The sequence below is a fragment of the Rhizobium sp. USDA 4016 genome (genome assembly GCF_056279705.1).
Map to the genome: position 1 here is coordinate 1,493,130 of NZ_JBWCCY010000004.1, position 21,934 is coordinate 1,515,063.

Sequence of the window (21,934 nt, forward strand, 5' to 3'; positions counted from 1 at the left end):
TCAGGGGCGGCGTTCCAACCCCTGCTATCTTGACCTTCTCGAATGGGGCACTGGTCCGTGCTCGATGCCTTTGATATGAACCTGCCCCGTTCGAACACTACGCCCAGTGCCTGGCAAAATCGTCCTGGTGTCTGGCGAAGACGAGACTTCAGTAAGCCGCCCGCATAGAGCTTGGTGGGTCAGTTAAACACTCTGGGCCAAGGGAGGGATTTTTGGTATCGAAAAGGCTACCGTTGTGCCCGGTCCATCGTTGGGCGTCGCCCACATGCTGCCGCCGTGGTTTTCGATGATCGACCGGCTGATAGAAAGTCCGATCCCCATTCCGTTACGCTTTGTGGTGAAGAAAGGTTCAAACAGCCTCTCCGCAGAGTCCGCGGCGATGCCGACGCCCGCATCCACGATCGACAAAGTGAGCATGTCCTCGTCGGGTGAAGTCAGCACAAGCAGACGGCGGGGCCGCCCCTCGATCTCAGCCATGGCTTCGATCCCGTTCAGGACCAGGTTCAAGATGACCTGCTGGAGTTGAATACGATCGCCTCTGACAGAAGGCAGTCCGGATGCCAATCTGGAATCGAGGACGATAGATCTTTCCCGCATATCTCTCGCCGATAATGCGATTACCTCGCGAGCAATTTCATTGAGGTCGATCTCCTCCATAGTCGGAGCCTGCCGACTAAACATAGCCCGAAGGCGCTTAACGACTTCGGTTGCGCGCATAGTGTCCCGGATTGTTCTCCGTGCAGTGTCTGCCGCAGTGGCGATGTCCGGCGGATCGAGCGCTAACAGGCGAACACAGGCGTTGGCGTTGGCGAGAATGCCCGACAGCGGTTGGCTCACCTCGTGGGCGATGGACGTCGTCAAGGCGCTGATAGTCATCGCGCGTGAAACATAGGCGAGTTCTTCTCTCGCTTTCAACAGAGCTTCCTCACCACGTCGGAGGGCGTCTTCCGCCCGTTTCGTCTCAGTGATGTCCTGTACAGTCCCCATGAAGATCGGGTGGTCACCCACGTAACGTGTCACTTTTGCAAGTCCGCGGATGAATCTGACGGAAGCGTCCGTCCGGATGATCCGAAAGACGAAATCGGAGCCCTCGCCAGTAAGCCCTCTCTGCATTTCGACATTGAAAAGTTCCAGGTCTTCCGGATGGATTCGCTCCCTGACCGCATCGATGCTTGGCGCGAGCTTCGGATCGAGATCGAATATTCGATAAAATTCCTCAGACCAGATATTTTCGTCCCGCTGGATGTCGGATGTGAAGCTACCGGTCGAACTAATCCGCTGTGCTGCGACGAGCTGTGCCTGGCTCCGCTCGAACTGGGTCTCCCGCTTTACTAGCGCTTCTTCATGGCGCGTCCTGTCTATGGAAATCCCCGCTATATGCGCTGCACGGTCGATAATTTGCAGCTCGTGAGGTTTAAGTTCGGTATATTGATGACGGAGGATGGCAAAGATCCCAGCCGTGTTCCCATAGGGCGAGAGAATGGGAATTGCATGACAATAGTTGAATTTGTTGGCCAGCATGAACTGGCCCATGGACGTGTCGCGATGATCGCTTTCGCCTAGGTTTTGGATTTCAACGGCCTTCTTTGAAAGCGCTGCGACTGAGCACGCATTCTTGTCCGCAGCCACGTTCTTTCGGTCGAAGATCTCTCGGAATTCGCTTGGCAACCGGGGAGCCGCGCCCATTCTAAAGAACTTGCGATCGAGCGACAGCTCGAGAAAACAGCAAAGGAGATCGGGGATCAGATCGTCGACGACATTGCAGAGCTCTTGAAGAACCCTTGCTGATGGTGTGCCTCGGGCCACCATGTCGAGGATCTCTATTTCCTTCCCGAACAGGTAGGCGGCATCGCGAGAGTCCTGAACGTCGTTCTGAAGTACGACGTAGTTGGTCAGTTCGCCTGACTTCTCGATAATCGGCACGACTTGCGCCTCAAGCCACCGGAGTGTGCCGTCGGCATGCTGTGCTTGGTATGAGACGACCGCTGTTCGCTCTCCCTCCATGTATGCCTTAAGCGGAAGCAGGATCTCATCGAATTTCCTCGGCTCCATATCGGCCGAAGTCTCTTGCTCCGAACCCTCAGGCCGAAAGCCGTACCAACGCAACGCCGCGTGATTGGCAAACTCTAGTTCCAAAGCAGGGGTGATCAGCAGCGCTGGAAGCGATAAGCAATTGAGGAAGCGCCCGAATCTGCTTCCGATTTCCTCTTGGGCCCGTTCGCTGGCGCTCTCGTGGAGTTCTGTCCCGAGCCAGCAGACCTTTCCACCATCCGCCAGCGGCGACGCAGCAAGCTCGAACCACCTGAACTCTCCATCGTTTCGTCGCAAACGGGCGTTGATGACCGTATGCCCTTCGGTCCACCGCGCGCTTCGACCGTACTGGACCGCGAATATTACGTCGTCCGGATGCAAAACGCTCGCCCAGTGTGATGAGCGGCTCAAGCCGAAATCTATACCAGCATATTCTCCAAAACGGGCATTGCAGTATGAGATTGTGCCCGTTTCGTCTGTCGTCCAGACCAGACCCGGCAGGTGGTCCAGGATCAGCGCCGCATCGGGCTCAGTCGGGGTTGCCTGCTCGTTAAGTGAAATGGACATCCGGCCGTCCCGTTACCTTCTTTGCCCGCACGCCGGGGCATTTTGCGCCTTGCCTAATCTGGTACACGCTGCGTGCGCGCCGTGGACAGGCGCCGCCCGACGATCAAGTCCTGCACTGAAATCATCCCCAGTGCGAAAAGGAGCAACCATATCGCTGCGATCAGCGTTAAAGAGACCGATGTCCAGCCAAGCATCGATGACGCCAATATCGTCCCAACCGAGGTGGATATCTTCAGCACCGAGAACGTTTCGGCCCTCATTTCGGGCCTTACCGATCTGTTGATCTGCAAAGAGTAGTGAATACCGAGTGACGGGGCAAATAGTCCCACCAACGCACAGCCGACGATCGATAACCCAAAGGAATTTTGAAGTACGAGCGCGATACCAATGAGGATCGCCGCTAGCATTCCGGCGACCTGGTGCCTCGAAAAAGTTCGGTTAAGGAAGCTATTTACAATTGCGCCAATCAGGGAGGCCGCACACAAGGTTCCAGTGAACACTGCTCCATACCCCGCTTGGAGCCCAAATCCCATTGCAATTGATACCGCGCCAACCTCGATCGCACTGATTGCGGCGGAACTGGCGCAAGCGCACGCTAACCAAATAAGGACATCTGGAGATATCGCTTTTCTCTTCTCCGCCTCCTCGACCTTCACGTCGGCGGTCGGTGCTGACGGCAAGATGAAGGCAGGAAGCGCCCCTAGAACCGCGATAGCAGCTATCGCCAATGATGCGGAGACGGTCCCCAACGCCGCCGCCAGGATCGGCATGACCAGAAAAGCAAGTTCGGTTGCGAAAAACCCCCAAGCAAGGACTCTGGTCATCTGCGTCGGTGCGACAAGATAGTTCGCGGCGTCGCGCAGATGGCCGAAGGCTGCTCCTTGTACAAGCCCGGACGCAACTGCCGCAGCGATGAAAACCGAGTAGGGCGCGCCCATGCCACACGCTGCGGCGCCGCAGAATAGCGCCATGGTCCTGATGACAATGAGGATCTTGAAATACGCGATCGAGTTAGAACCGCGTCCCAACCGGGCAACGGGTATCGCTCCTGCCAGTTGCGCAGCGGTCATAGCTGCGAGCGCTGTAGCCCCGCCCGCTGCATTATCAGTGATCGAAAGAGCTGCCATAGCAAACGCGATCGACGCTCCGGCACGCGGCGCGCCAAAAAATCCGTATGCGACGACCCAGCGGAGAGACCGATGACGCTTCAAATCGCCCCCGTTCATTTGTCGTTAACGTCCGAACCGACGGACGTTGTCGATCTATCTCAAAACAGCCCGGCACAGGTGCATCTCGTCCTGTCAATTTGCTTGATGCCCTGCCGCGTGAAGTTGAGCTTACCGGAAACTGGCACCAAGCACATCATACTATGGTATTGCCCAAATCGTGAGGACAAGGTCGCTCTCTGCGCGACCGTCACATGCTATCGGGCCAAGGGAGCGATCCGCGATGTTGTGAAGGCGCATGGCCTGCCGGAGGATGTCATCAAGGCGCTTTCCTCTGACATGTGTCAGATGGCCGAGGTCGGCAAAGGGTGTCACATTCCTGACGATCGAGGACGAAACGGGACCGGTGAACGTGGTGGTATGGCCATTCGTGTTTGAAAAGCGCCGCCGCATCGCTGGGATCATCCATGATGGCCATCCACCGCCAATCGCTACCGCAGCAGACCTTCGCTACCGAACTCGTCCCACCCTCTCAAACCGTGCGCAGCATCTTCAGCCTGGGGATCAGCTTCTTCCACTTCCTGTTTTTTCTTCAATGAACGCGTCAGCTTCGCCTGGTAGGCGGCGCGCCTCCGGTTTTTTGCTTTCGCCGCCGCGTCTTCCTCGCGCCATTCATCCACGGCCCCGCGATTGAGCAGGTCTTCGACGACCCGCGGGTCGAATACGTGGAAAGTGATCCGCCGCGCTCGGCCCTGAAGCCTGACGGTTCGAGTTCCAGCGCTTGGAAGACGCCCGTCCTCCAACCAGCGCTTCCTTTCCGAGGAGGTTATTCCCAGGATGTCCTCGATCTCGCGAGGGATGATCGGAAGGTCAGCTATGCCCTGCAGTGATTCCGAGACAATCGAAGAGGTCGCGCGAAACGCTGTCTTCGAAGTTTCCGGCATGACGAGAGTAAGCTCGCCCGACTGCATATCCAGCGACTTCCTGACCGCGGGAGGCAGGCGAGATCGGATTTCCTGCAGGATTCCCTTCACCCTGACAGCCGATCCGAGCGTCGCCTCCACCGGGAGCGACCACTCTTTGATCAGCTCAGGATCATCGCTCTGCGCTTTTGTCTTCGTCTTGGGCATATTGGAGCAGATGGCATCGGAAGGGGCGAGCGTCAACGGGCTGCCTGTCTTGCCATGGCGGATAATCAGTGCCGGGTATCGAGCAGGGGCAAATCGTCGTCGAAATTCCCATTGCTGGCGGCATCGTAGGTGTTCACGCTCCGACCACCGCCTCTGGTACCGAACGCCGTTAACTGCACCATGATCGCGCGTGCGCGTTCGACCGCAGGGGCGAGTTCCACAGGTTCCTGGTCCAGGCGAAGAATCTTTGTTTCCTTGTTCGCCACGCCGCTCACTATCAGGGGAGAATGAGTGGCGATGATATAGTGGCAATCCGGGTCGAGTTCTTGCGGCCGTCGATGTTGCTACCTCGCGAGGATCATTCGTCCTGTGCCCCAGAAAACTAGGTGCGAGGCGTCTTGGGCAAGTAGTAGGTTCTGATCGCTTGTACGAATTGACGACCTTGGTTTGCTGCTCGGGATATTTTGCGAAATCGCAGTATTCATCGTGTTCTGGTCCGCGACCGGCAGGCTCCCGCTGAATTCCATTTTTGCCGTGTGGATATATTAATGGGGGACGAGGTACCGAGCCCAGACAGTCGCAGGCAATCCAACGGTCCGCCGCGCGATATTCGTTCGTTATTGTCTTGCCGTCGAGGAGGGCGGACTTCTTTCTAAAACGTCCGAACGCAAGGCGAAGCTGTTTATCTCGTTTGCACCCTACCGGTTTGGATTCCTGAAGATCAGGAAAAACTATTTGAAGCATGCTTCTTCCTTGCGCGGGCATGTAGTCGACTTCAGATATCGGCCCGGGGTGAAAAAATGCTGTCTTTTGATTATGAATATTTAGACGAGTTGGCGATTTTGTTCACGCCCGCGAAGGTGCTTGACGTTTTCTTGAGTATTGAATTTTCCATTTCCCGCAATGAAGCGGGCCTCCGAGCTTGCATCATTTGCGACGGACCATTTTTCCGGAGCATTCGAATAAGTGCGTCACGACCCAACAATTGCGAGTGTCGCTCTCGAAGCTAATTCGACAGGCACGACCAGCCTTTGCCGATTGTGTTCTGATGAGACGCTGCTTTACGGAGCTGCCAAACGGGTTTACAGAGCAGTGTATCCGCCGAAAGAAGATGGTGAGCCCGGCTAGTTGCGTGAGGGGTCGGACACGCGGACCCGACGTCTTTGATTTTGGACAATCCTATCTGTCGCTTTCCAAGGCCATGGTGCACTAGCTGTCATGTGAGACGGACGGCATTCCTTCTGGATAGGCGTAGAAGGGTGAGGGCGGCCGTTAAACCGTATCGAATATATCCATTGATCCACAAGTTGGTCTCGCTTCGACGATCTGGTAGTCAAACTTTGCTACGGTTCATTTTCGGGAGGGGAGCGTGATCCGAAACACAGTAATCGTTCTAGTTTTGGTGCCATTCATCACAATGTGGCCGTACCACCAGGTTGCGGCAAGCAACTTAGACATGCAGCTTTTCGGTCATCACGTCGTGGTCACCAGGGGTGACGATAGTCAAGATAGCCTGAAAGTCGACGACCGAGAGGTCCTGAAGAACTACTATGTCGACATCGACGAGATGCATGTTGTCGACGGCGTAGGGGTCGCTATTGGAAGTTCATCGGCAGGCGGAAACGCGTGTGAGGGATCGCCTTTCGTGGTCTCCTTCCCGAAAGGACAAAATCCACGAATTGATGGTCCGCTCGATACTTGCTTCATCGTGACGGTCAGACCTTCGAACGACAAGCTCATACTTTCCACTCCGGCAACACCAAACCAAGCGGGGCAGAAATGGGAGTGGACCGCCAGCGCTGGATTCAAGGAAGTCCAGGGAGAAGCCTTCGTTGCCGACACTTCCAAAGGCTGGGACCAGCTGAGGGAGCGTTCCGTGACGCACCCAGCAGGATTACTGGACTATGCGAAGGTCGCAGCCGAAATCAACCGCTTAGCAGGTGCCGACAAAGCGCTAGTCAACGACATCCTGCTTGGCGTCGGGTCGGGCGAATTTAAGGGTGACCTTTTTGTCGGTACATCCTGCTCGCGACATATGTGCACAGATCAAGAAGCCGTTGTCGTTGCGGACCTTGCTTCGAGGACGGTCTATCTTGCCTGGAAACCGTCTGGGCAGAAGATCAAGGTGAATCCCGACGTGAAAGCATGGCCTGAAAAGGCGAAGGCGGAACTTCGTCAGTGGGCAGCGAAATGGAAATGACGGGACAGTTTCGGTCAAGCGAAATTCGATTACCGCTGGACGATCACCCGGGTCCCCGGCTGAACCATCTCGTAAAGCTCCTCGACGTCCTCGGGATACATACGAAAGCAGCCGCTCGACGCGTTGGTGCCTATAGAAGAGGGATCGTTGGTACCGTGGATGCGTAGTAGCCCGTCGGCCAGGTAAATCGCGCGGGTTCCAAGCGGATTGGCAGGGCCAGCCTTCACGACCGCCGGAAGCCTTGGGTTCTTCTGCCGCATGCTCGCCGTTGGTCGCCATTCCGGATGCTTTCGCTTCGACACCACCCGCGTTGTTCCGTACCATTGCTTGCCTTCGCGGCCTACGGCGATGGGGTAGGCGAACTGCTCGCCCTGTGATGTCGTGTAAACAAGGATGTGCTCACGCGTGGCGATGACGATGGTTCCCCTTGCGCTTCGCGCCGATGGCTCCCGACGTTCTTGCCAAGGTTCCCAATAGCGAGGCACTGACTCGTAATCGAGCGGTGGCGGATAAGGGCTGTACGGGTCGTCATAGCCGTAGCCACCATAGTCGTCGTATCCATCATACGGCCCGTAAACCTGGGCTTGGGCCTGAAACGCCGTCAGCAAAAGGGCTGCAGCCAAGAGAGCCAGCAATCTCATTTTTCGCCATCCGCCTGTTATACAAGCATGATTGGGCTGAATTATATGGCGGCACTATGGCGGGCTGGGTCGCAAGAACATCGAAACGAGGCTGTCGCTCATGATCGAGCCGCCTCCTTCATTTCCGCTTTCGCCGAGATCGCCAGCTGGCATCGATCAATGCCATCGGGCTGATTCATACGTGCGCATCCCAAGGTCGCTCTGCGACGGATTTGCGATTGAGATACTTGCGCCGTACTATTTAACGACCGCCTGACGGTCGATAAGCAACATGGAGCGCCCCGGTTCTGGTCGTCGCATTGAGGGGCCTTATCACGAACAAGGATGAGGTGGTCGCGACCATTATAGACAAGGGATGCACGAGAGGGGCGATTTTTCCGACTGACAAAGACCCTGGGAAGTCGTTCAAGGCGAATTTCGAGAGACTTGGCTTTACGCGAGCCAAAACCGTGAGGTGATCGATGTCGCCCTTGCTCGCGACTTGTGCTCTTCAGGACTTGTGCCAGCGCCGTTTCGGCTCTTGAGCCGCAAGTGCGATGGTATTCTCGTCCCGCTCATCAATGTTGATGACGTGACGGGCGTCGAAGGGCAGTTCGATGCCGCTCCAGAATTCCTCGTTTTCCTCTATGGCGTCTGGATCGTTGTCCAAGATGCCGAGGTAGCCGCCGGGGACACGCTCACGAACCACCACCCACATGCGTTCCACCGCAACAGGGGCTTCCGGATCATCGACGCTGATGCGGAAGATCAGTTTGGCCAAGTCGCCCGGAAGGAGCCCCTCGCGAGCCTCACGATTAGGAACCCAAAAAGTGTCGGGTGCCGCACGATGGTATTCCTCCCCATCATCTAAGCGCCAGCCATCGACGTCGATATCAGGTTCTCGCATGGGAAAGAGCTACCGTGTCGGCCAAACGTCTGCAATCCCGCGCGGGTGGCTTATCTTCGCTCAAGTTGATGGCCGAATTTATGAGGGGCAGGGCAGCGCCGTGTAATACCTTTGGACGAGTTACAAGGAAGTCGAGGTTTCGCTATGCTCTTCTTTCCTGCTTGCGAAGCGCAAGAATGTGGAGTGTCACAAGGTGAAACGCGGCTTAGGAAGAAGGTTTGTGAGGCTGATCGTTGCGGTTGCGGCGCTCACCGTTTTCCTTCTGCCGCTATCCGGACGACACCAGCTAGCGCATGAACTAAGCTCTATCAGTTCGGCCTCAATCCTCTTGGCAAGCCAAGTAGAGCATTCGGCTGACTGCAGTCGACATGCTTCACGAGCGGCGGCCGACGCCGCAGCTGAGATACATTGCTCCGACCACACTCACGAAAAATTCTATCCAGCGCTTCAATCGCATCGAGGCTCCGAAACTTTCGCAGGTGCGCGTTTCCCAAAAGAGCCATCCCAGCAAGCAAAGCAGCTCGGCTATGGAATCGAACGGCCGCCGCGTTTCGTATCTGCCGTTTGAGGCGCAGCTAAGCCGCCTCATTATCCACAAACATCCTTAGAACGACAGGAAAGTGGCTCGTCGAAAGCGAACGCTGCCAAAGCTGGCAGATTGTCGACCTTTTGGCAGTGCGACGTGTGAAGGCCGTCGACGAACAGCGACTCTCCTCGAAAACGGAGACGGACAATGAGCAATACGAGGCTCAGCGTACCAGGAGAAATGATCTACTCGGTTCAATATCTCAGAGCGTTCGCCGCAACAGCAGTCGCTGTCTATCACATCGGTTTCATCTTCGGCTGGCAGTGGCGGCCGCTCGCGGCTGGTGTCGATTTGTTTTTCGTAGTCAGCGGCTTCATTATGTGGTCGGTTACGGCCGGGAAATCTGTGGGGCCTGCCGAGTTTCTCGCGCATCGGATTATCAAGATCGTTCCGCTCTACTGGCTCTTCACCGTAATATTTGTCGTTGGCGCAACACTGTGCCCAGGGCCATTTGATGAGGCATCCTCAACTGTTTCTGAGGTTGCGAAATCGCTGTTGTTTATTCCGTATTCTGGCCGGAACGGAGCTGTCGAACCAGCACTTGCCGTAGGCTGGACGCTCAACTTCGAAATGTTCTTCTATCTCGTGTTTGCGTTCGGGCTGCTGTTAAAGGAGAAGCATCGCTTACCCTTTCTCACGGTGACCTTGGGAAGTTTGATGTTGGCGCGTTTTCTCTCCAGTGAAGTCGCCGCCTTTAAAGTGGTCGCCTCACCTTTGCTGTCGGAGTTTCTCGCGGGCGTTTTCATCGCCGTCTGGTACCTCTCCGGTAAGGCACTTCCAAAAGCCATGGACACGCTTTTTATCGCGCTAGGCGTGGCAGGTATCGCTCTTTCGTTCTGGGTGGAGCCGCCCGAGGGCGGATTTCGGAGAGCCTTAATGTGGGGATTGCCTGCGGCGCTCTTATTGATTGGTGCACTCTCGTACGAGCGCAACGGAACCCAGCGGAAATTCGAACTACTTCGTCACATCGGCGATGCCTCCTACGCGATCTACCTCTCGCATCTGATCACCATCGCGTTCTGCAAGTACATCTTTGATAAAACTGGGTTGGAGCCTGGGAACGGATCGCTCAGTCAGCAGCTAAGCCTCTTTGCGGCCGTCTTTGTCGCGTGCATGGCCGTGGGAATGGCATGTTACCACTCACTCGACAAACCATCCCATCAATGGATGAAGCAGTGGCTGCGGCGTTATTGGACACAACCGACTGCCAATGCGATTCCTCTTCGATCATGAAGCCGTTATGTAACCGATAGCCGCAACGGCTCTCGGCCTGATCTCTGGGAATTGATAGCAGCCCGGCCTTTGAAGTGATATGATCTGTCATTCGCATGAACCACGGGAGGGGTGAATGCGTTGGTATCTGACCGTATTTGTCGCCGGGCTGTCATTGGTTTCCAATGCGAAAGCAATAGAACCATTGATTTTTCATACGGCGCATTTCAACGACGACACCGTTGTCAGCCTTGGCCTTATAAGCAACCACACCGCAGAGCGAGCCGGATACGATTTCGATGTCCTGATCTCGCTTTCACAAGGCAATGCTGCAGGTGCCCGTTACAGCGACCCGGGGAAGCATCGAGCATTCGTTAAATGTGGCGATCCAGCCAAGGTATCCGTCCGAGGCATCGAGTATCCGGTGCGCACATCAGGCCCGGGCGATGACTGGAAGGACGACCTTTGGAGGGCGGTCTGCATGCCCCCTGTCTCGTAGCGCAAGTTATCCTCGGTGAGTGTAAGGCCCGCTTCTCGGCGCAAATACCACACATCTATAGGGAGCCGACGTCCCGGCAGAACAACTGAACTCTGCCGTATCCAGAGGGCGGTCGGAACTGGCTGACGCAGTTGGGCCATCAGTGCTGACGATACGACGAGCGGCGCATCGAATGATTTGGCCAGAGACTCCAGGCGCTGGGCGACGTTAACCGCATCACCTATCACGGTGAACTCGCTATGGCATCCGCTGTCCAGAACACCGCCGACGACCGTGCCGTAGTGCAAGCCAATACCTGCGTTGAGGGCTGGGTAGCCATTCCGCACGCTGTGGTTCTTCCAATCGCCGAGCGCATCGACGAGATCGAGAGCACATGCCAAGGCGCGGTCTGCATCGTCCTCTGTGGGGGTGGGTTGGCCGAAGACCGCCATAACCCCGTCGCCGATAAACTTATCGACGGTCCCGCCATGCTCAAAAATGGTGCCGGAAACAAGGTGCCGGTATTCCCCCAGCACCCAGGCCAGTTCGCGTGCTGGCGCGGTTTCGGCAAAGCTCGTGAAATCTCGCAGATCAACGAACATGATCGCCGCGTTGCGACGTTCGAGGTCAAGTGCCGAGCTGCCTTCCTCAAGGTCCGCGACCACGAGCGGCGAAAAGAAACGCGAAAGGTTGAGACGTCGCTCATCCGCTCGCAGCGCCTCCTTGCGCGTCCGGTCGTGGTCCTTCGCGAGAAGATAGATTGCAAAGGCGGTGAAGCCAAAGCTGACCGTGAGACCCAGGTCCTGATTGAAAAACGATGCGATCACCGACACCGTATCAGCCGTATGATGTCTCGCAGCGGTGATAGCCAGCATGGTCATCCAGGAAACGAGGACGAGGCTGGAGAAGATAAGGACCAGCCGCCGATCCAGCTTGAGGCCCACATGGTTGAGCAGGATAAATGCCACCACCAAGCTGGTGGTCGTCAAATTGTGGTTTTCGGTAACCGGTCCGCCAAGGATGTGCCCATATAGAATTAAGACGACCAGCAAGGCGTCGAGCACGACAAAGAGCGTTTTCAGCCAAGAGCGATCAGGAAGGAATCGCGCTGTCGCGACGGAAGCGATGCTGATGACGAGATAGCTGACGACGACGATTAAATGCGTCCTTTCGGCACCTTCGTTGCCGCCCAGCAGGAGGTTAGCGAGAAGGATGGCGAAGGCGACAAAGCGCAGAAGGATCGAACGAATCTCTCGCGCGGAGGCCCAATGAGCGCCGATTGCAGATTTCATGGCCGTCGTTACCGGGGGCTAATGTCGGGCGATATCGAAGTTCGACCGGTACGCCTCGTAGGCAGATCGCGACTCTGACCGGACATTGATTGCCTTCTCGGCGAGCTCGTTCGCTGCCCGCATGTAAGCCAACTCGGCTTTCCTCATGCGAGCCTTGCCGGTATCGAAGATTGGAATGGCGAATTCCAGCTCGGCAAATCCCGTCGTGTCGACCTTCTTGTCGCCGTCCTCGATTTCGCGCTCCGTTTCGAGCCCGGTCAGGATTTCCAGATCGGTCACATACCGAGTTGCCTCTGTCAGCCCATAGGAGCGAGCGGTCGCCTCCAACTCAAGTTTGGCGACTTGCAGATCGATACGGTTGCGAAGTGCCTCCGCCTCGATGGTGTCGCGTTTCACGACAGCCTTTGGCAGGGACGGCAGACTGTTCGGGACTTGATAGTCGACGTCTGAGCCCCAAAGCCCCATAAGCCGCGTAAGCTCTTCCTTCGCGAGCCGGGCCGCGAGACGTGCTTTTGCGGTTTCTCCGGCAAGCTCGGCCACGAAGACGTGTTCACGAGCTTGAGCGCCTTTGGTCATTGCGCCGGTTTCACCGAGCTTCTGCGCCAGCTCGGAAGCTGCGTCCGCAGTCGCCTGCGCCCGTTGCAGCTGACCGACGTTTTCCCATGCCGCAACGGCGTTGATCCACGCCCGACGTGTTTCAGCAGCCAACTGGAGGGTACTCACCGCAGCAGTCAACTGAGCCTGACGAAATCTCGTGTCGGCAATTTCGATGTCACGTTTCTTTGTGGCAAGCGCCAGGATGTTGGTGACGATTGCCCCTTCGACTGTCTTGAAGGCTTCTAACCCGGGCGTCCCGATGCCCGTCAAGCCAACGGCTACAGTCGGATTCAGGAACATTGTCGTTTGCCAGGCGTCAGCCGCGCTGTCGCCAAGATCGGCATACGCCGCCTGAAGGCCCTTGTTGTTCAGCAGGGCGATCTGTACGGCGGTCTCGACGTCGAGTGACTTCTTGCGAGCCAGGAGCGTTTTGACCTGGGCAGATGCTGCCTGCGCCTGCTGCCGATTTTGCACCCAGACGGTTTGTTTAGAGGCAATGGCAGCAGTCTTGTTGGAGACGGTGGTGAAACCGGCTTCATTCCTGGCATATTCCGCGCTGCTGACGCAGCCTGCTAGGACAAATGGAATAACTGCGATGGCCGCGAGCGTTTTCGTCGGGGTCATGACGGGTCTCCTTCAGCAGGAGACTGCGACTGGTTCTGTTGCCGCCATGGCTTGGGATCAACCGGCTGGCGATCAACATAGCCGGAAATCGGGCTGCGATACCGTACGGGCTTGGCGCTGGACAAAAGCTGAGCGTCGGGAGTGTCGACGTCAGGTGGAACTGTGGCTGCGCATCCGCTTACGATGAGCGGCAATGCGACCACCAATATAATAGAAGGTCTCATGAATTTTTCCGAAATATGAGTGCAGTCCGGCTTGTCTCAGACGCGATCCGAGACAAGCCGAGGTTCATCCGCGCACGCGGATGGGCTCGCTATTCAGATATTCGGGGGGCGGTGAAGGGGAGGCAGCTCGCCAAAGGTTTGCTGATCATCGATGAAATGCCGAATTGACGTCACCACGGGTTCGTCGACGTGAAGACCGTCGCAAATAATGCCGAAGCCGCTACAGAAGTCGCTGCAGCAATCCTTCTTCACCGATTTGGTGCCGTCTTTGTCACCAGCAGCATGATCGTGGGAGTGAACGTGTCCAGACATTTGGGCTTCGTCATGGTCGCCGTGCTGCATAACCTGCGAAACGTTTTGCTCGAATTCAGGAAACGCTGTGCCATGCATGGCCGCGTTCGCATTGGACAAGCTGTAGCCTGCTAGCGATACGATGATCGCCAGCCGCACAATCAAGAGCAGTTTGCTCAGTGCGATTCGCCCATGCTCCGTCGACTACTAGCAAAGCAGCCGACTTTCAATTGCGATGAATGACTCGCAAAGATTCGCGTCGTTTATGTGACGACGGTGTTGCGAGTTAGAGGAACATGAACCTTCCCAGGGTTGGAAGGTCAAGGTGAAATGAGTCTATCGGCGGGCACGCGCTGCTTATCTCTCTCCGTTCTTTTGACGACGGATAACCTTGCCATCTTCAACCACGATGCGCAGTCCATTCATGTCAACTTCATAGACAAATTCTGCCGAGCCGGACGCTCGCTTGTTTCTTTTGGGATCGAACACATGCCACTCATAAATCCCACTTACCCGACAGCGCCCCGCCCTACATGAGCTGACAACACTGTCCGGTTGGACGACAGAGCTTCGCATCGGCCATCTGTCGACGTACGTCGCTTTCTCAGCCAAGACGTCGGGTTTCGATTTTGTCGTGCCATAAAAAGAAATGTCGTCAGAATAGATTTTCGAGGTGAGTGTGAGCAGATCGCTTTTGGGTAGCGAGCTTGCGGTGATGACGCCCAGAACAAATTGCTTTGCCGTGTCTTCGTCAACCGCGCTGGGCGGTGAGGTGGTCTGCACGGTGCCCGCTGCACGGTTAATCTTGAGCGATGAAATCTCCGCCGGATTGAAGATGTAGATGGCCTTTGGCGGCGTCCGGAGCATTCGCGTTATCACTGCAGGTGGGACGTCATATTTGCTCAGCGTTTCGATGACGTCCGACAGGTTCAATTGCGCAGATTCAATGTCTTCGGACCCGGAGATTTGGTGAACACCCAATTGGCCTGACGCCAGCCGGTTCACACCAGCGAAGAAGACATAGGAACAGGCTGAAACGCACAGGCTTCTTTCCGGAATGAGCGTACTCAGCTTGCGGTCGTATATTTCTTCTGCGATGAGCAAAGCGGCCTGGACTGAGCCGCCGTCGCTTTGGAGGATTATCACCTGCGTTTCTGGATGAGCTTGCAAGGCTCGCCTAAAGGCAAGCGGCGCACGGAATCAATTGATCCGTTGAGTACGAGGGCATTTGGAATTTCCGGAAGATAGACGAAGGGAGCGGTGTCGCTCGGCGACTGACCAATAGCCGAACCGGCCGCGACCGCCATAAACGATAACGCAAGAAGAGTACGTTTCATCACCAACCCCAGATTTCAGCGAATTCTCCACCGAATTCGATCCTGAGTCGAGATGGCCGCAAGCGCGGCATTAAGTATCGGTTAATATGCCGAACACGCTTAGAAACGCTGCGTAGGGGACAAACAGGCTTTCCGCGAGAGCAGGATTACGGGTAACAGCATCAATGTTTTCTGACATTTCCGCGTATGCGAGCCTTTTCCTGGTCGCTCTCGGGGCTGCCACCATTCTTCCGATGCAATCGGAACCCGTGCTCGTTGGTTTGGTGCTGAGCGGAAAATTCTCCTGGATTCTGCTTCTCGCGGTGGCGAGCATTGGCAATACGCTAGGAAGCGTCCTCAACTGGTTCCTCGGGCGAGGCATCGAGCGCTTTCGTGATCGACGCTGGTTTCCTGTCAGCGAGAAAACCCTCGAACGTTCGTCCCGGTGGTACCACAAATACGGGAAATGGTCGCTCTTGCTATCCTGGATGCCGCTGTTCGGAGACGCCCTGACCATCGTAGCAGGCGTATTGCGCGAGCCGCTTTTGACGTTCACGATCCTGGTATTCATTGCCAAGACAGGGCGTTACGTCGTTCTGACACTCGCCACTCTGAAACTGATGTCGTAAACTCAAGAAGCTGTGCGTCTGGGAAAGATCATCCGGTCGACAGTTTCGTCGCGCCAAACAAATGTGTGCCACGCAGCCGCAGCGATATGCAGCGCCAATAGCGCCAGAATAACCCGCGAGCCCAGTATATGAATTGGCGCGATCCCGAGCCATAGGTAGCTTGCAACGAAGCCCATGACCGCCTGAGCAATAATCGCAGCGTAAAATGCAAAGTGCATCGCTCGCGCAAGCCGATCCACCGGGCTTTTTGCTGGATGCCTCAAAGCGCTGCGATGAATGACCCGGAGACTGAACCGGGCAACCATAAGCGCCCCGATAGTCATCCCGGCGTAGTTATGAGCGTGATGCAGGATCACGTCCCATGGGTCTGGGGACAGGCCCATGTGAACCGCGTGATGCGTCCGCTCGATGCTTCCGCCTGTCCAATACTGGATGGGTATCAGCACGGCCACAACCCAATGGAGCACAATCTGCAAAAGCGAGTAGCGCGGCGTCATCTCAATCCCTCAACGCCACCACTCGTATCGCACGTCCCTTGAACTTCGGTTAAGGCATTTCCAGGCCGTTGCCTTCTCGCTCGGTTGATCCAGTTCAGAGGGTTAGCGGAACATCTTTCTACTGGGAGAGTTCTCTGGCGGAAGGGAATCTCGACGCATGGCCACTTGGAGTAAAATCTGCCGTCTAGCCGTCATCCTGCTGGTGGCGATGACCTTGGTCAACATGCCGGGCCGCCTCGCCAATGCAGGCGATGAAGGCTGCATTTCTCTGCGTGTGCCTGCGGGGCATTCCCAAAGTCACCAGCTGGATCGTCTTCCGGGAGTGTGCTGCGTGAGCATGCATTGTTGTCCAATCATGCCCGCACTTCCAATCGCCGCGCAGCCACTTTCGGAGCCGCTCGTCGTTCGCCCGTCGGTGGCCAACTCCAGTCCGCTTCTCCTGATCAGGCCGATAGACCCGCCGCCGAAGATTAGCGGCGTTTGAAGGTCTTCAAGCAGCAACTGATCTCAAAAGGAGAATCCAATGAACGTTTTCGTGAAAACCTCGCTCGCCATTTTCGGCGCAGCTGCTCTGCTGTCGCTGGCTCCGCTTTCGGCATCGGCCCAGGAGATGACCTATCCCGAAAAGTGCAAAACCGAAGGCATGGACATGTCGAAGATGGGCATGTCCTCGGGCGGCGGCATGCAAATGGGAGAGATGACCGAATATCAGAAGGCATCGATGGACGGCATGAAGTCCATGCACATGAACATGATGCAGGGCATGATGAAGAAGGATGCGGACGTCTCCTTTGTTTGCGGCATGATCGCTCACCACATGGGCGCGATCAGCATGTCTGAGGTTGAGCTGAAATACGGCGACAATAAGGAAGCCAAGGATATGGCTCAGATGATCATCGATGCTCAGAAGAAAGAGATCGTGGACATGACCAAGTGGCTCGACAAGGAAGCAAAGTAACAGGAGACCCGACCATGCATAACGTATCGCCCGAGATGAAGGAGTGCATCGACAACTGCCTCGCCTGTTATCAGGAATGTCTGTCGATGGCGATGACACACTGCTTGGCAATGGGCGGTGAGCACACGAAACCAGATCATTTTCGACTGATGATGGCGTGTGCTGAAATCTGCAGGACGTCGGCGCATTTTATGCTGATCGGCACAGAGCACCACAAGCACACCTGCCGTGAATGCGCAGAAATCTGCAGGCAGTGTGCGGCTGATTGCGAACGCGTCGGCGATATGGACAGCTGTGTCGGTGCGTGCCGTCGTTGCGCGGAAAGCTGCGAGAAAATGGGAGTGTAAGCGGAATGGAGGGCGCTTGAGCGCTCTCCATTCACGCCGCAACTGAAAACGACGCGCTTCATCTTTTTTAAAATCTCGCGGGGTACTGCTTCCTAGTGGGCGATAAAAGGACGCTGGAAGATTGGCAACGATGCTTCGTTTTCATTTGTGCTTTGCAGGATGAAGACGAAAGAATTCTCGGTCTTTTCCAGATCGGTCATCTGGGCGCATTGCGTAATTTCAAAGATCAGGTTCAAGAGTGGGTGCGCGGCATGAATATCGGTGAAGCTTTAAGGGATTCGGGGATCGGCGACGAAATCCTCAGAGAAGTAGACAATGAAAACACGATTGATGTTATCCAGCGATACCTTTCCAGTCGAGATGAAGAACGATTGGAAGATGACGAGTACAAGGCTCTCGTTGGCCTTCCTCGCGACGAACTAAACCAGATCGTGATGGAATTCGTCTCGGGGATGCGAGAGCGGAAAACTCTGCGATATGTGAGCGGCCTCAACATCTGAATTCCGTGGGTCTTCCGCCAGACAATTTCAATTTGCGGACGATAAAACTGGCAGCTCGATTGGAATGGGAGGTTTGTTCTGAAATATCGTGACGAATTCCTAAAGCGGATTCCGCGCAGGGCATTTCTCCCGCTCTTCCTGATGATTGCGCCCGTCGCAGCGGCAGGCGATATCGTTGATGTTCGGCAAGCCGACATGAAAGCAATTTCCGACGCCGCCAAGAGCATCTCAGAGATGTTCCGGGACCCCAACAGCTATAGGTCGGCTGATTTTGGATCGGCTGCAGACACGATCCGCGATAAGGCAGGCGAGAGATTGATTGATCATTTTGCCGAGGGCATCACCGATCCCCGCTCCAAGGCGAAGCCAAACATCGTTGAAGAGAAAGATCGCTTTGCGAGACTGGCCAACGATCTTCGGGATTATGCCAAGGCGCTTGACGTCGCGGCCCAAGAAAATCCTGTCGCGATGACAGACAAGATGCGCATGAAGCCGGGAGAACCCATGGGCGGCGGTCCTTTAGGCACTCATGCATCGAGCGGGGCCCTGGTGTCGATGCCTGCAGAGCATGCCTTTCACCTAATGCTGCAGACATGTACGACCTGTCACGCTCGGTACCGCATGGGACACTGAGTCCCACTCAGCGTCGAAGACGGCGTCCATTTTTTCTCGGCGAGAAGGCTAACAGTTGCCTTTTGCCGGAGCCGTTTGGCAGCCTGACGAGGTATGCTGTTGGAGGCGAGCCGCTCCCGTTGTCGGGCGAGTTGTCAGAGAGCCTGCACGCCGAACTTGGCCCCGATTGCGGGCAAATCATCATCATGAGCCTTGGCAATCTCTTCAATGATTGGGCAGTCTGGCCGCTCATCGCCGTGGCAATGATGAGCAAGATGCTTCAGCGTCCTGCTCATCGCTTGGATAGCGGCTGCCTTTCTCTCTAGCTCGGCGACGTGCTCCAGGGCTATGGCTTTCACATCTGCACTCGACCTGGACTTATCGCGCCACAAGGCAAGCAGCGTTTTCATCTGCTCTACCGAGAAGCCGAGGTCGCGGGCGCGGCGAATGAACTTCAAGGTGTGGATGTCATTCTCGCTATAGGTTCGGTAGCTGGACTCGGTCCGGTGCGCCGGGCGGATCAGTTTGATCTGTTCATAGTACCGGATCATCTTCGCTGATACGCCGCTGGTTTTCGCTGCTTGTCCGATATTCATTGCTTTACTCCTTGAACAGTGTGGCCGCCCAAAGGACCTGAGCGGCCACTTCAGCGTTATGGACTGATCGAGCGCAGCCGCAGCGCATTCCCTAGAACGAAAACGCTGGACATCGCCATCGCAGCTGCGGCGAGCACGGGCGACAGAAGGGTGCCGTTCACCGGATACAGGATACCTGCGGCCACTGGCACGAGACTGACGTTGTAGGCGAACGCCCAGAACAGGTTCTGCTTGATGTTCTGCATGGTCGCTCGGCTCAACTCGATAGCTCGCGCGACGCCTGTAAGGTCTCCGGACATCACCACGACATCCGCACTTTCGATTGCGATATCGGTACCTGTTCCAACCGCCAGGCCGACATCGGCCTCGGAGAGAGCAGGGGCATCGTTGATGCCATCGCCGATGAAGGCGACCTTCTCGCCGCCCTTACGGAGCTGCTTCACAGCTTCGACCTTTCCGTCGGGAAGCACTTCGGCAACAACGTGGTCGATGCCCAGCTGCGACGCGATTGCTTCGGCTGTTCGGCGATTGTCACCGGTAATCATCGCTACTTTCAGACCTTGGGCGTGCAGGGCCTTGATGGCAGCAGGCGTGGTCTCCTTGATCGGATCGGACACTGCAATGACCGCAGCAAGCTGCCCATCAACCGCCGCATATAAAGGCGATTTGCCCTTTCCGGCGAGATCACCGGAAATTGTCGCAAACTCCGTCACGCCGATGCCCGCCCGAGCGAGCGCCCGGTCAGCACCTATCAAAACCTTCTGCCCGGCCACCTGTCCGCTCACGCCAAATCCGGGCGCAGCTTCAAAACCCGTGACATCCAATGTTGGCAGACCTTTAGCCTTTGCAGCGGCAACAATTGCCTCCGCGATGGGATGTTCCGACAGCGCTTCGAGGCTGGCCACCCAAGTCAATACCTCGTCATGAGAAAACCCGGGCGAAACCTGAAAGTCGGTCAGTTCCGGTTTGCCTTTCGTGAGGGTGCCTGTCTTGTCCACCGCAATGATCTTGGTATCACGCAGGCTCTGCAGAGCTTCACCTTTGCGGAACAGTATGCCCAGTTCGGCGGCGCGGCCGGTACCGACCATGATTGAAGTCGGAGTTGCCAGGCCCATTGCGCAAGGGCAAGCGATGATCAAGACGGCAACAGCGTTGACCAGCGCAAAACTCAGGGCCGGTGACGGACCGAGGAGCATCCACGCGGTGAACGTTAGGAGAGCCGCAGCGATAACAGCAGGTACAAACCAGCTGGTGACCTTGTCGACTAACGCCTGGATCGGCAGTTTAGAACCCTGCGCGGCTTCCACCATCTTGATGATCTGCGCGAGCAGGGTGTCGCTTCCAACTTTCGTTGCGCGAAATGTAAAGGAACCGTTCTTGTTGATGGTGCCGCCGACGACTTCGCTGTCGACGGACTTCAGGACTGGTATGGGTTCCCCAGTGATCATCGCTTCGTCGACGTAGGATTCACCAGATACCACGGTGCCGTCAACCGGCACTTTTTCGCCCGGACGAATTCGAATGACGTCGCCGACAACCACATCGTTGATCTGGATTTCGACAAACTCGCCGCCGTGATCAACAAAGGCTGTCTTGGCCTGAAGACCGAGCAACCTCTTAATTGCCTGGCTGGTTTTGCCTTTCGCCCGAGCCTCAAGGTACCGACCCAGGAGGATCAGCGTGATAATGACGGCCGCTGCTTCATAATAGACGTTGACGGTACCGGCGGGCAGGGCGCTCGGAAGAAACGTGGCGACGACCGAATAGGCCCACGCCGCCGTTGTCCCGAGAACCACGAGCGAATTCATATCAGGTGTCCAACGCAGTAGGTTTGGCACACCTTTCCGGAAGAATCGAAACCCCGGTCCAAAGAGGACAATGGTTGCCAGCGCGAACTGAGCATACAGGCTCTCGTGCATTCCGATGGTATCCATGATGAATTCATGGACCCCGGGAATGAAGTGCGATCCCATCTCCATTACGAAAAGGGGCAAAGTCAGAACGGCGGAGAGAAGAAGCTGTCGAGCAAGCGACCGAATTTCAACGTCGCGCCTGTCTTCTTGATCCTCAGTGGCAACATTGACAGTGGTTTTGGTCTCATAACCCGCATTGCGGATGGCTGCGGAGAGAGCCGCTGAGGTCGTTGCGCCTGCGACATAACGGATTGTCGCCTTCTCCGTCGCAAGATTGACGGTGGCTTCCGTAACGCCTGGAACCGCCTTGAGGGCACGCTCGACGCGCGAGACGCAAGACGCGCAGGTCATACCCTCGACGAGAAATTCCTGAGTTTCGACTTTCGCTTCGTATCCCGCGTCCTCGATGGCCTGCAAGACAGCGACAGTATCGACCGCATCCTTGAACGTTACCGTCGCCCGTTCTGTCGCGAGATTGACAGACGCGGTCTCGACGCCGGGAACAGATTTGATGGCTTTCTCGACCCGGACGACGCACGACGCACAGGACATTCCTTCGATCCCGAACTCGGTCGGAATGGGCAGCGATTTTTCGATCTGTGATATGGCAGTCATGGGAGGGTCCCTTATTGAGCTGCATA

21 protein-coding genes and 2 pseudogenes are annotated in these 21,934 nt (G+C 56.2%); 8 read left to right on the plus strand and 15 right to left on the minus strand.

Going from position 1 to position 21,934, the window contains the following annotated elements; all coding sequences use genetic code 11:
- Positions 1-183: 183 nt before the first annotated feature.
- Positions 184-2,598, minus strand: coding sequence for a PAS domain-containing sensor histidine kinase (locus tag ACZ9DP_RS22495; RefSeq protein ID WP_476203614.1), 2,415 nt, complete (start codon positions 2,596-2,598; stop codon positions 184-186).
- Between the two features lie 53 nt (positions 2,599-2,651).
- Positions 2,652-3,824 carry an MFS transporter gene (locus ACZ9DP_RS22500; protein WP_476203615.1) on the minus strand — a complete coding sequence of 391 codons (1,173 nt, stop codon included), beginning with the start codon at positions 3,822-3,824 and terminating at the stop codon, positions 2,652-2,654.
- A gap of 292 nt (positions 3,825-4,116) precedes the next feature.
- Between ACZ9DP_RS22500 and ACZ9DP_RS22505 the strand changes: the two are divergent.
- Positions 4,117-4,246: pseudogene (locus tag ACZ9DP_RS22505) on the plus strand (OB-fold nucleic acid binding domain-containing protein); the annotation flags it as partial.
- Positions 4,247-4,255: 9 nt separating this feature from the next.
- Here ACZ9DP_RS22505 and ACZ9DP_RS22510 read toward each other — a convergent pair.
- Together ACZ9DP_RS22510 and ACZ9DP_RS22515 are read right to left on the minus strand one after the other, a co-directional pair.
- A complete protein-coding gene (locus tag ACZ9DP_RS22510; RefSeq protein WP_476205452.1) occupies positions 4,256-4,894 on the minus strand; it encodes a hypothetical protein in 639 nt (212 codons plus the stop codon).
- A gap of 65 nt (positions 4,895-4,959) precedes the next feature.
- On the minus strand, positions 4,960-5,160 hold the full coding sequence (locus tag ACZ9DP_RS22515) for a hypothetical protein (protein WP_476205542.1): 201 nt from the start codon (positions 5,158-5,160) through the stop codon (positions 4,960-4,962).
- 1,103 nt (positions 5,161-6,263) lie between these two features.
- On the opposite strand from ACZ9DP_RS22515, the gene ACZ9DP_RS22520 reads away from it, so the two are divergent.
- A complete protein-coding gene (locus ACZ9DP_RS22520) occupies positions 6,264-7,094 on the plus strand; it encodes a hypothetical protein (protein WP_476203617.1) in 831 nt (276 codons plus the stop codon).
- A gap of 29 nt (positions 7,095-7,123) precedes the next feature.
- Here the strand turns inward: ACZ9DP_RS22520 and ACZ9DP_RS22525 are convergent, their stop codons facing one another.
- Together ACZ9DP_RS22525 and ACZ9DP_RS22530 are read right to left on the minus strand one after the other, a co-directional pair.
- Positions 7,124-7,735, minus strand: a complete 612-nt coding sequence (locus ACZ9DP_RS22525; RefSeq protein ID WP_476203618.1) for a L,D-transpeptidase — start codon at positions 7,733-7,735, stop codon at positions 7,124-7,126.
- A gap of 490 nt (positions 7,736-8,225) precedes the next feature.
- Complete coding sequence (locus ACZ9DP_RS22530; RefSeq protein WP_476203619.1) at positions 8,226-8,621, minus strand: hypothetical protein; 396 nt, start codon at positions 8,619-8,621, stop codon at positions 8,226-8,228.
- Between the two features lie 733 nt (positions 8,622-9,354).
- On the opposite strand from ACZ9DP_RS22530, the gene ACZ9DP_RS22535 reads away from it, so the two are divergent.
- The gene (locus tag ACZ9DP_RS22535; RefSeq protein ID WP_476203620.1) at positions 9,355-10,440 is read left to right on the plus strand and encodes an acyltransferase family protein; all 1,086 of its coding nucleotides are present in this window, start codon (positions 9,355-9,357) and stop codon (positions 10,438-10,440) included.
- Between the two features lie 321 nt (positions 10,441-10,761).
- Here ACZ9DP_RS22535 and ACZ9DP_RS22540 read toward each other — a convergent pair whose 3' ends face one another.
- The 6 genes and pseudogenes from ACZ9DP_RS22540 to ACZ9DP_RS22565 all read right to left on the minus strand — a co-directional run bounded on the left by ACZ9DP_RS22540 (position 10,762) and on the right by ACZ9DP_RS22565 (position 15,262).
- A complete protein-coding gene (locus ACZ9DP_RS22540) occupies positions 10,762-12,189 on the minus strand; it encodes an adenylate/guanylate cyclase domain-containing protein (RefSeq protein ID WP_476203621.1) in 1,428 nt (475 codons plus the stop codon).
- 21 nt (positions 12,190-12,210) lie between these two features.
- Positions 12,211-13,410, minus strand: a pseudogene (locus tag ACZ9DP_RS22545) (TolC family protein); the annotation flags it as partial.
- Positions 13,407-13,634, minus strand: a complete 228-nt coding sequence (locus ACZ9DP_RS22550; RefSeq protein ID WP_476203622.1) for a hypothetical protein — start codon at positions 13,632-13,634, stop codon at positions 13,407-13,409. The gene ACZ9DP_RS22550 and the pseudogene ACZ9DP_RS22545, both read right to left, overlap by 4 nt.
- A gap of 93 nt (positions 13,635-13,727) precedes the next feature.
- Positions 13,728-14,087 carry a hypothetical protein gene (locus ACZ9DP_RS22555; protein WP_476205453.1) on the minus strand — a complete coding sequence of 120 codons (360 nt, stop codon included), beginning with the start codon at positions 14,085-14,087 and terminating at the stop codon, positions 13,728-13,730.
- 195 nt (positions 14,088-14,282) lie between these two features.
- Positions 14,283-15,071 (minus strand): COG3904 family protein, encoded by a 789-nt coding sequence (locus ACZ9DP_RS22560; RefSeq protein WP_476203623.1) that lies wholly within the window; start codon positions 15,069-15,071, stop codon positions 14,283-14,285.
- Complete coding sequence (locus tag ACZ9DP_RS22565) at positions 15,068-15,262, minus strand: hypothetical protein (RefSeq protein ID WP_476203624.1); 195 nt, start codon at positions 15,260-15,262, stop codon at positions 15,068-15,070. The genes ACZ9DP_RS22560 and ACZ9DP_RS22565 overlap by 4 nt, the downstream gene beginning before the upstream one ends.
- 164 nt (positions 15,263-15,426) lie before the next feature.
- Here ACZ9DP_RS22565 and ACZ9DP_RS22570 point away from each other — a divergent pair, with 164 nt between their 5' ends.
- On the plus strand, positions 15,427-15,870 hold the full coding sequence (locus ACZ9DP_RS22570; RefSeq protein ID WP_476203625.1) for a YqaA family protein: 444 nt from the start codon (positions 15,427-15,429) through the stop codon (positions 15,868-15,870).
- A 2-nt stretch (positions 15,871-15,872) separates the two neighbouring features.
- On the opposite strand, the gene ACZ9DP_RS22575 is transcribed toward ACZ9DP_RS22570, so the two are convergent.
- On the minus strand, positions 15,873-16,367 hold the full coding sequence (locus ACZ9DP_RS22575) for a cytochrome b (RefSeq protein WP_476203626.1): 495 nt from the start codon (positions 16,365-16,367) through the stop codon (positions 15,873-15,875).
- A 523-nt stretch (positions 16,368-16,890) separates the two neighbouring features.
- Here ACZ9DP_RS22575 and ACZ9DP_RS22580 point away from each other — a divergent pair.
- From ACZ9DP_RS22580 to ACZ9DP_RS22595, 4 genes are all read left to right on the plus strand, one after another.
- A complete protein-coding gene (locus tag ACZ9DP_RS22580) occupies positions 16,891-17,325 on the plus strand; it encodes a DUF305 domain-containing protein (protein WP_476203627.1) in 435 nt (144 codons plus the stop codon).
- A 14-nt stretch (positions 17,326-17,339) separates the two neighbouring features.
- Positions 17,340-17,672: a four-helix bundle copper-binding protein gene (locus ACZ9DP_RS22585; protein WP_476203628.1), complete on the plus strand. Its 333-nt coding sequence runs from the start codon at positions 17,340-17,342 to the stop codon at positions 17,670-17,672.
- Between the two features lie 95 nt (positions 17,673-17,767).
- Complete coding sequence (locus ACZ9DP_RS22590; RefSeq protein WP_476203629.1) at positions 17,768-18,172, plus strand: hypothetical protein; 405 nt, start codon at positions 17,768-17,770, stop codon at positions 18,170-18,172.
- Positions 18,173-18,313: 141 nt separating this feature from the next.
- Complete coding sequence (locus ACZ9DP_RS22595; RefSeq protein WP_476203630.1) at positions 18,314-18,805, plus strand: cytochrome c; 492 nt, start codon at positions 18,314-18,316, stop codon at positions 18,803-18,805.
- A gap of 134 nt (positions 18,806-18,939) precedes the next feature.
- Here the strand turns inward: ACZ9DP_RS22595 and cueR are convergent, their stop codons facing one another.
- Positions 18,940-19,380 (minus strand): Cu(I)-responsive transcriptional regulator, encoded by a 441-nt coding sequence (cueR, locus tag ACZ9DP_RS22600; RefSeq protein ID WP_476203631.1) that lies wholly within the window; start codon positions 19,378-19,380, stop codon positions 18,940-18,942.
- 56 nt (positions 19,381-19,436) lie between these two features.
- Positions 19,437-21,908 (minus strand): heavy metal translocating P-type ATPase, encoded by a 2,472-nt coding sequence (locus ACZ9DP_RS22605; RefSeq protein WP_476205454.1) that lies wholly within the window; start codon positions 21,906-21,908, stop codon positions 19,437-19,439.
- Positions 21,909-21,934 lie beyond the last annotated feature (26 nt).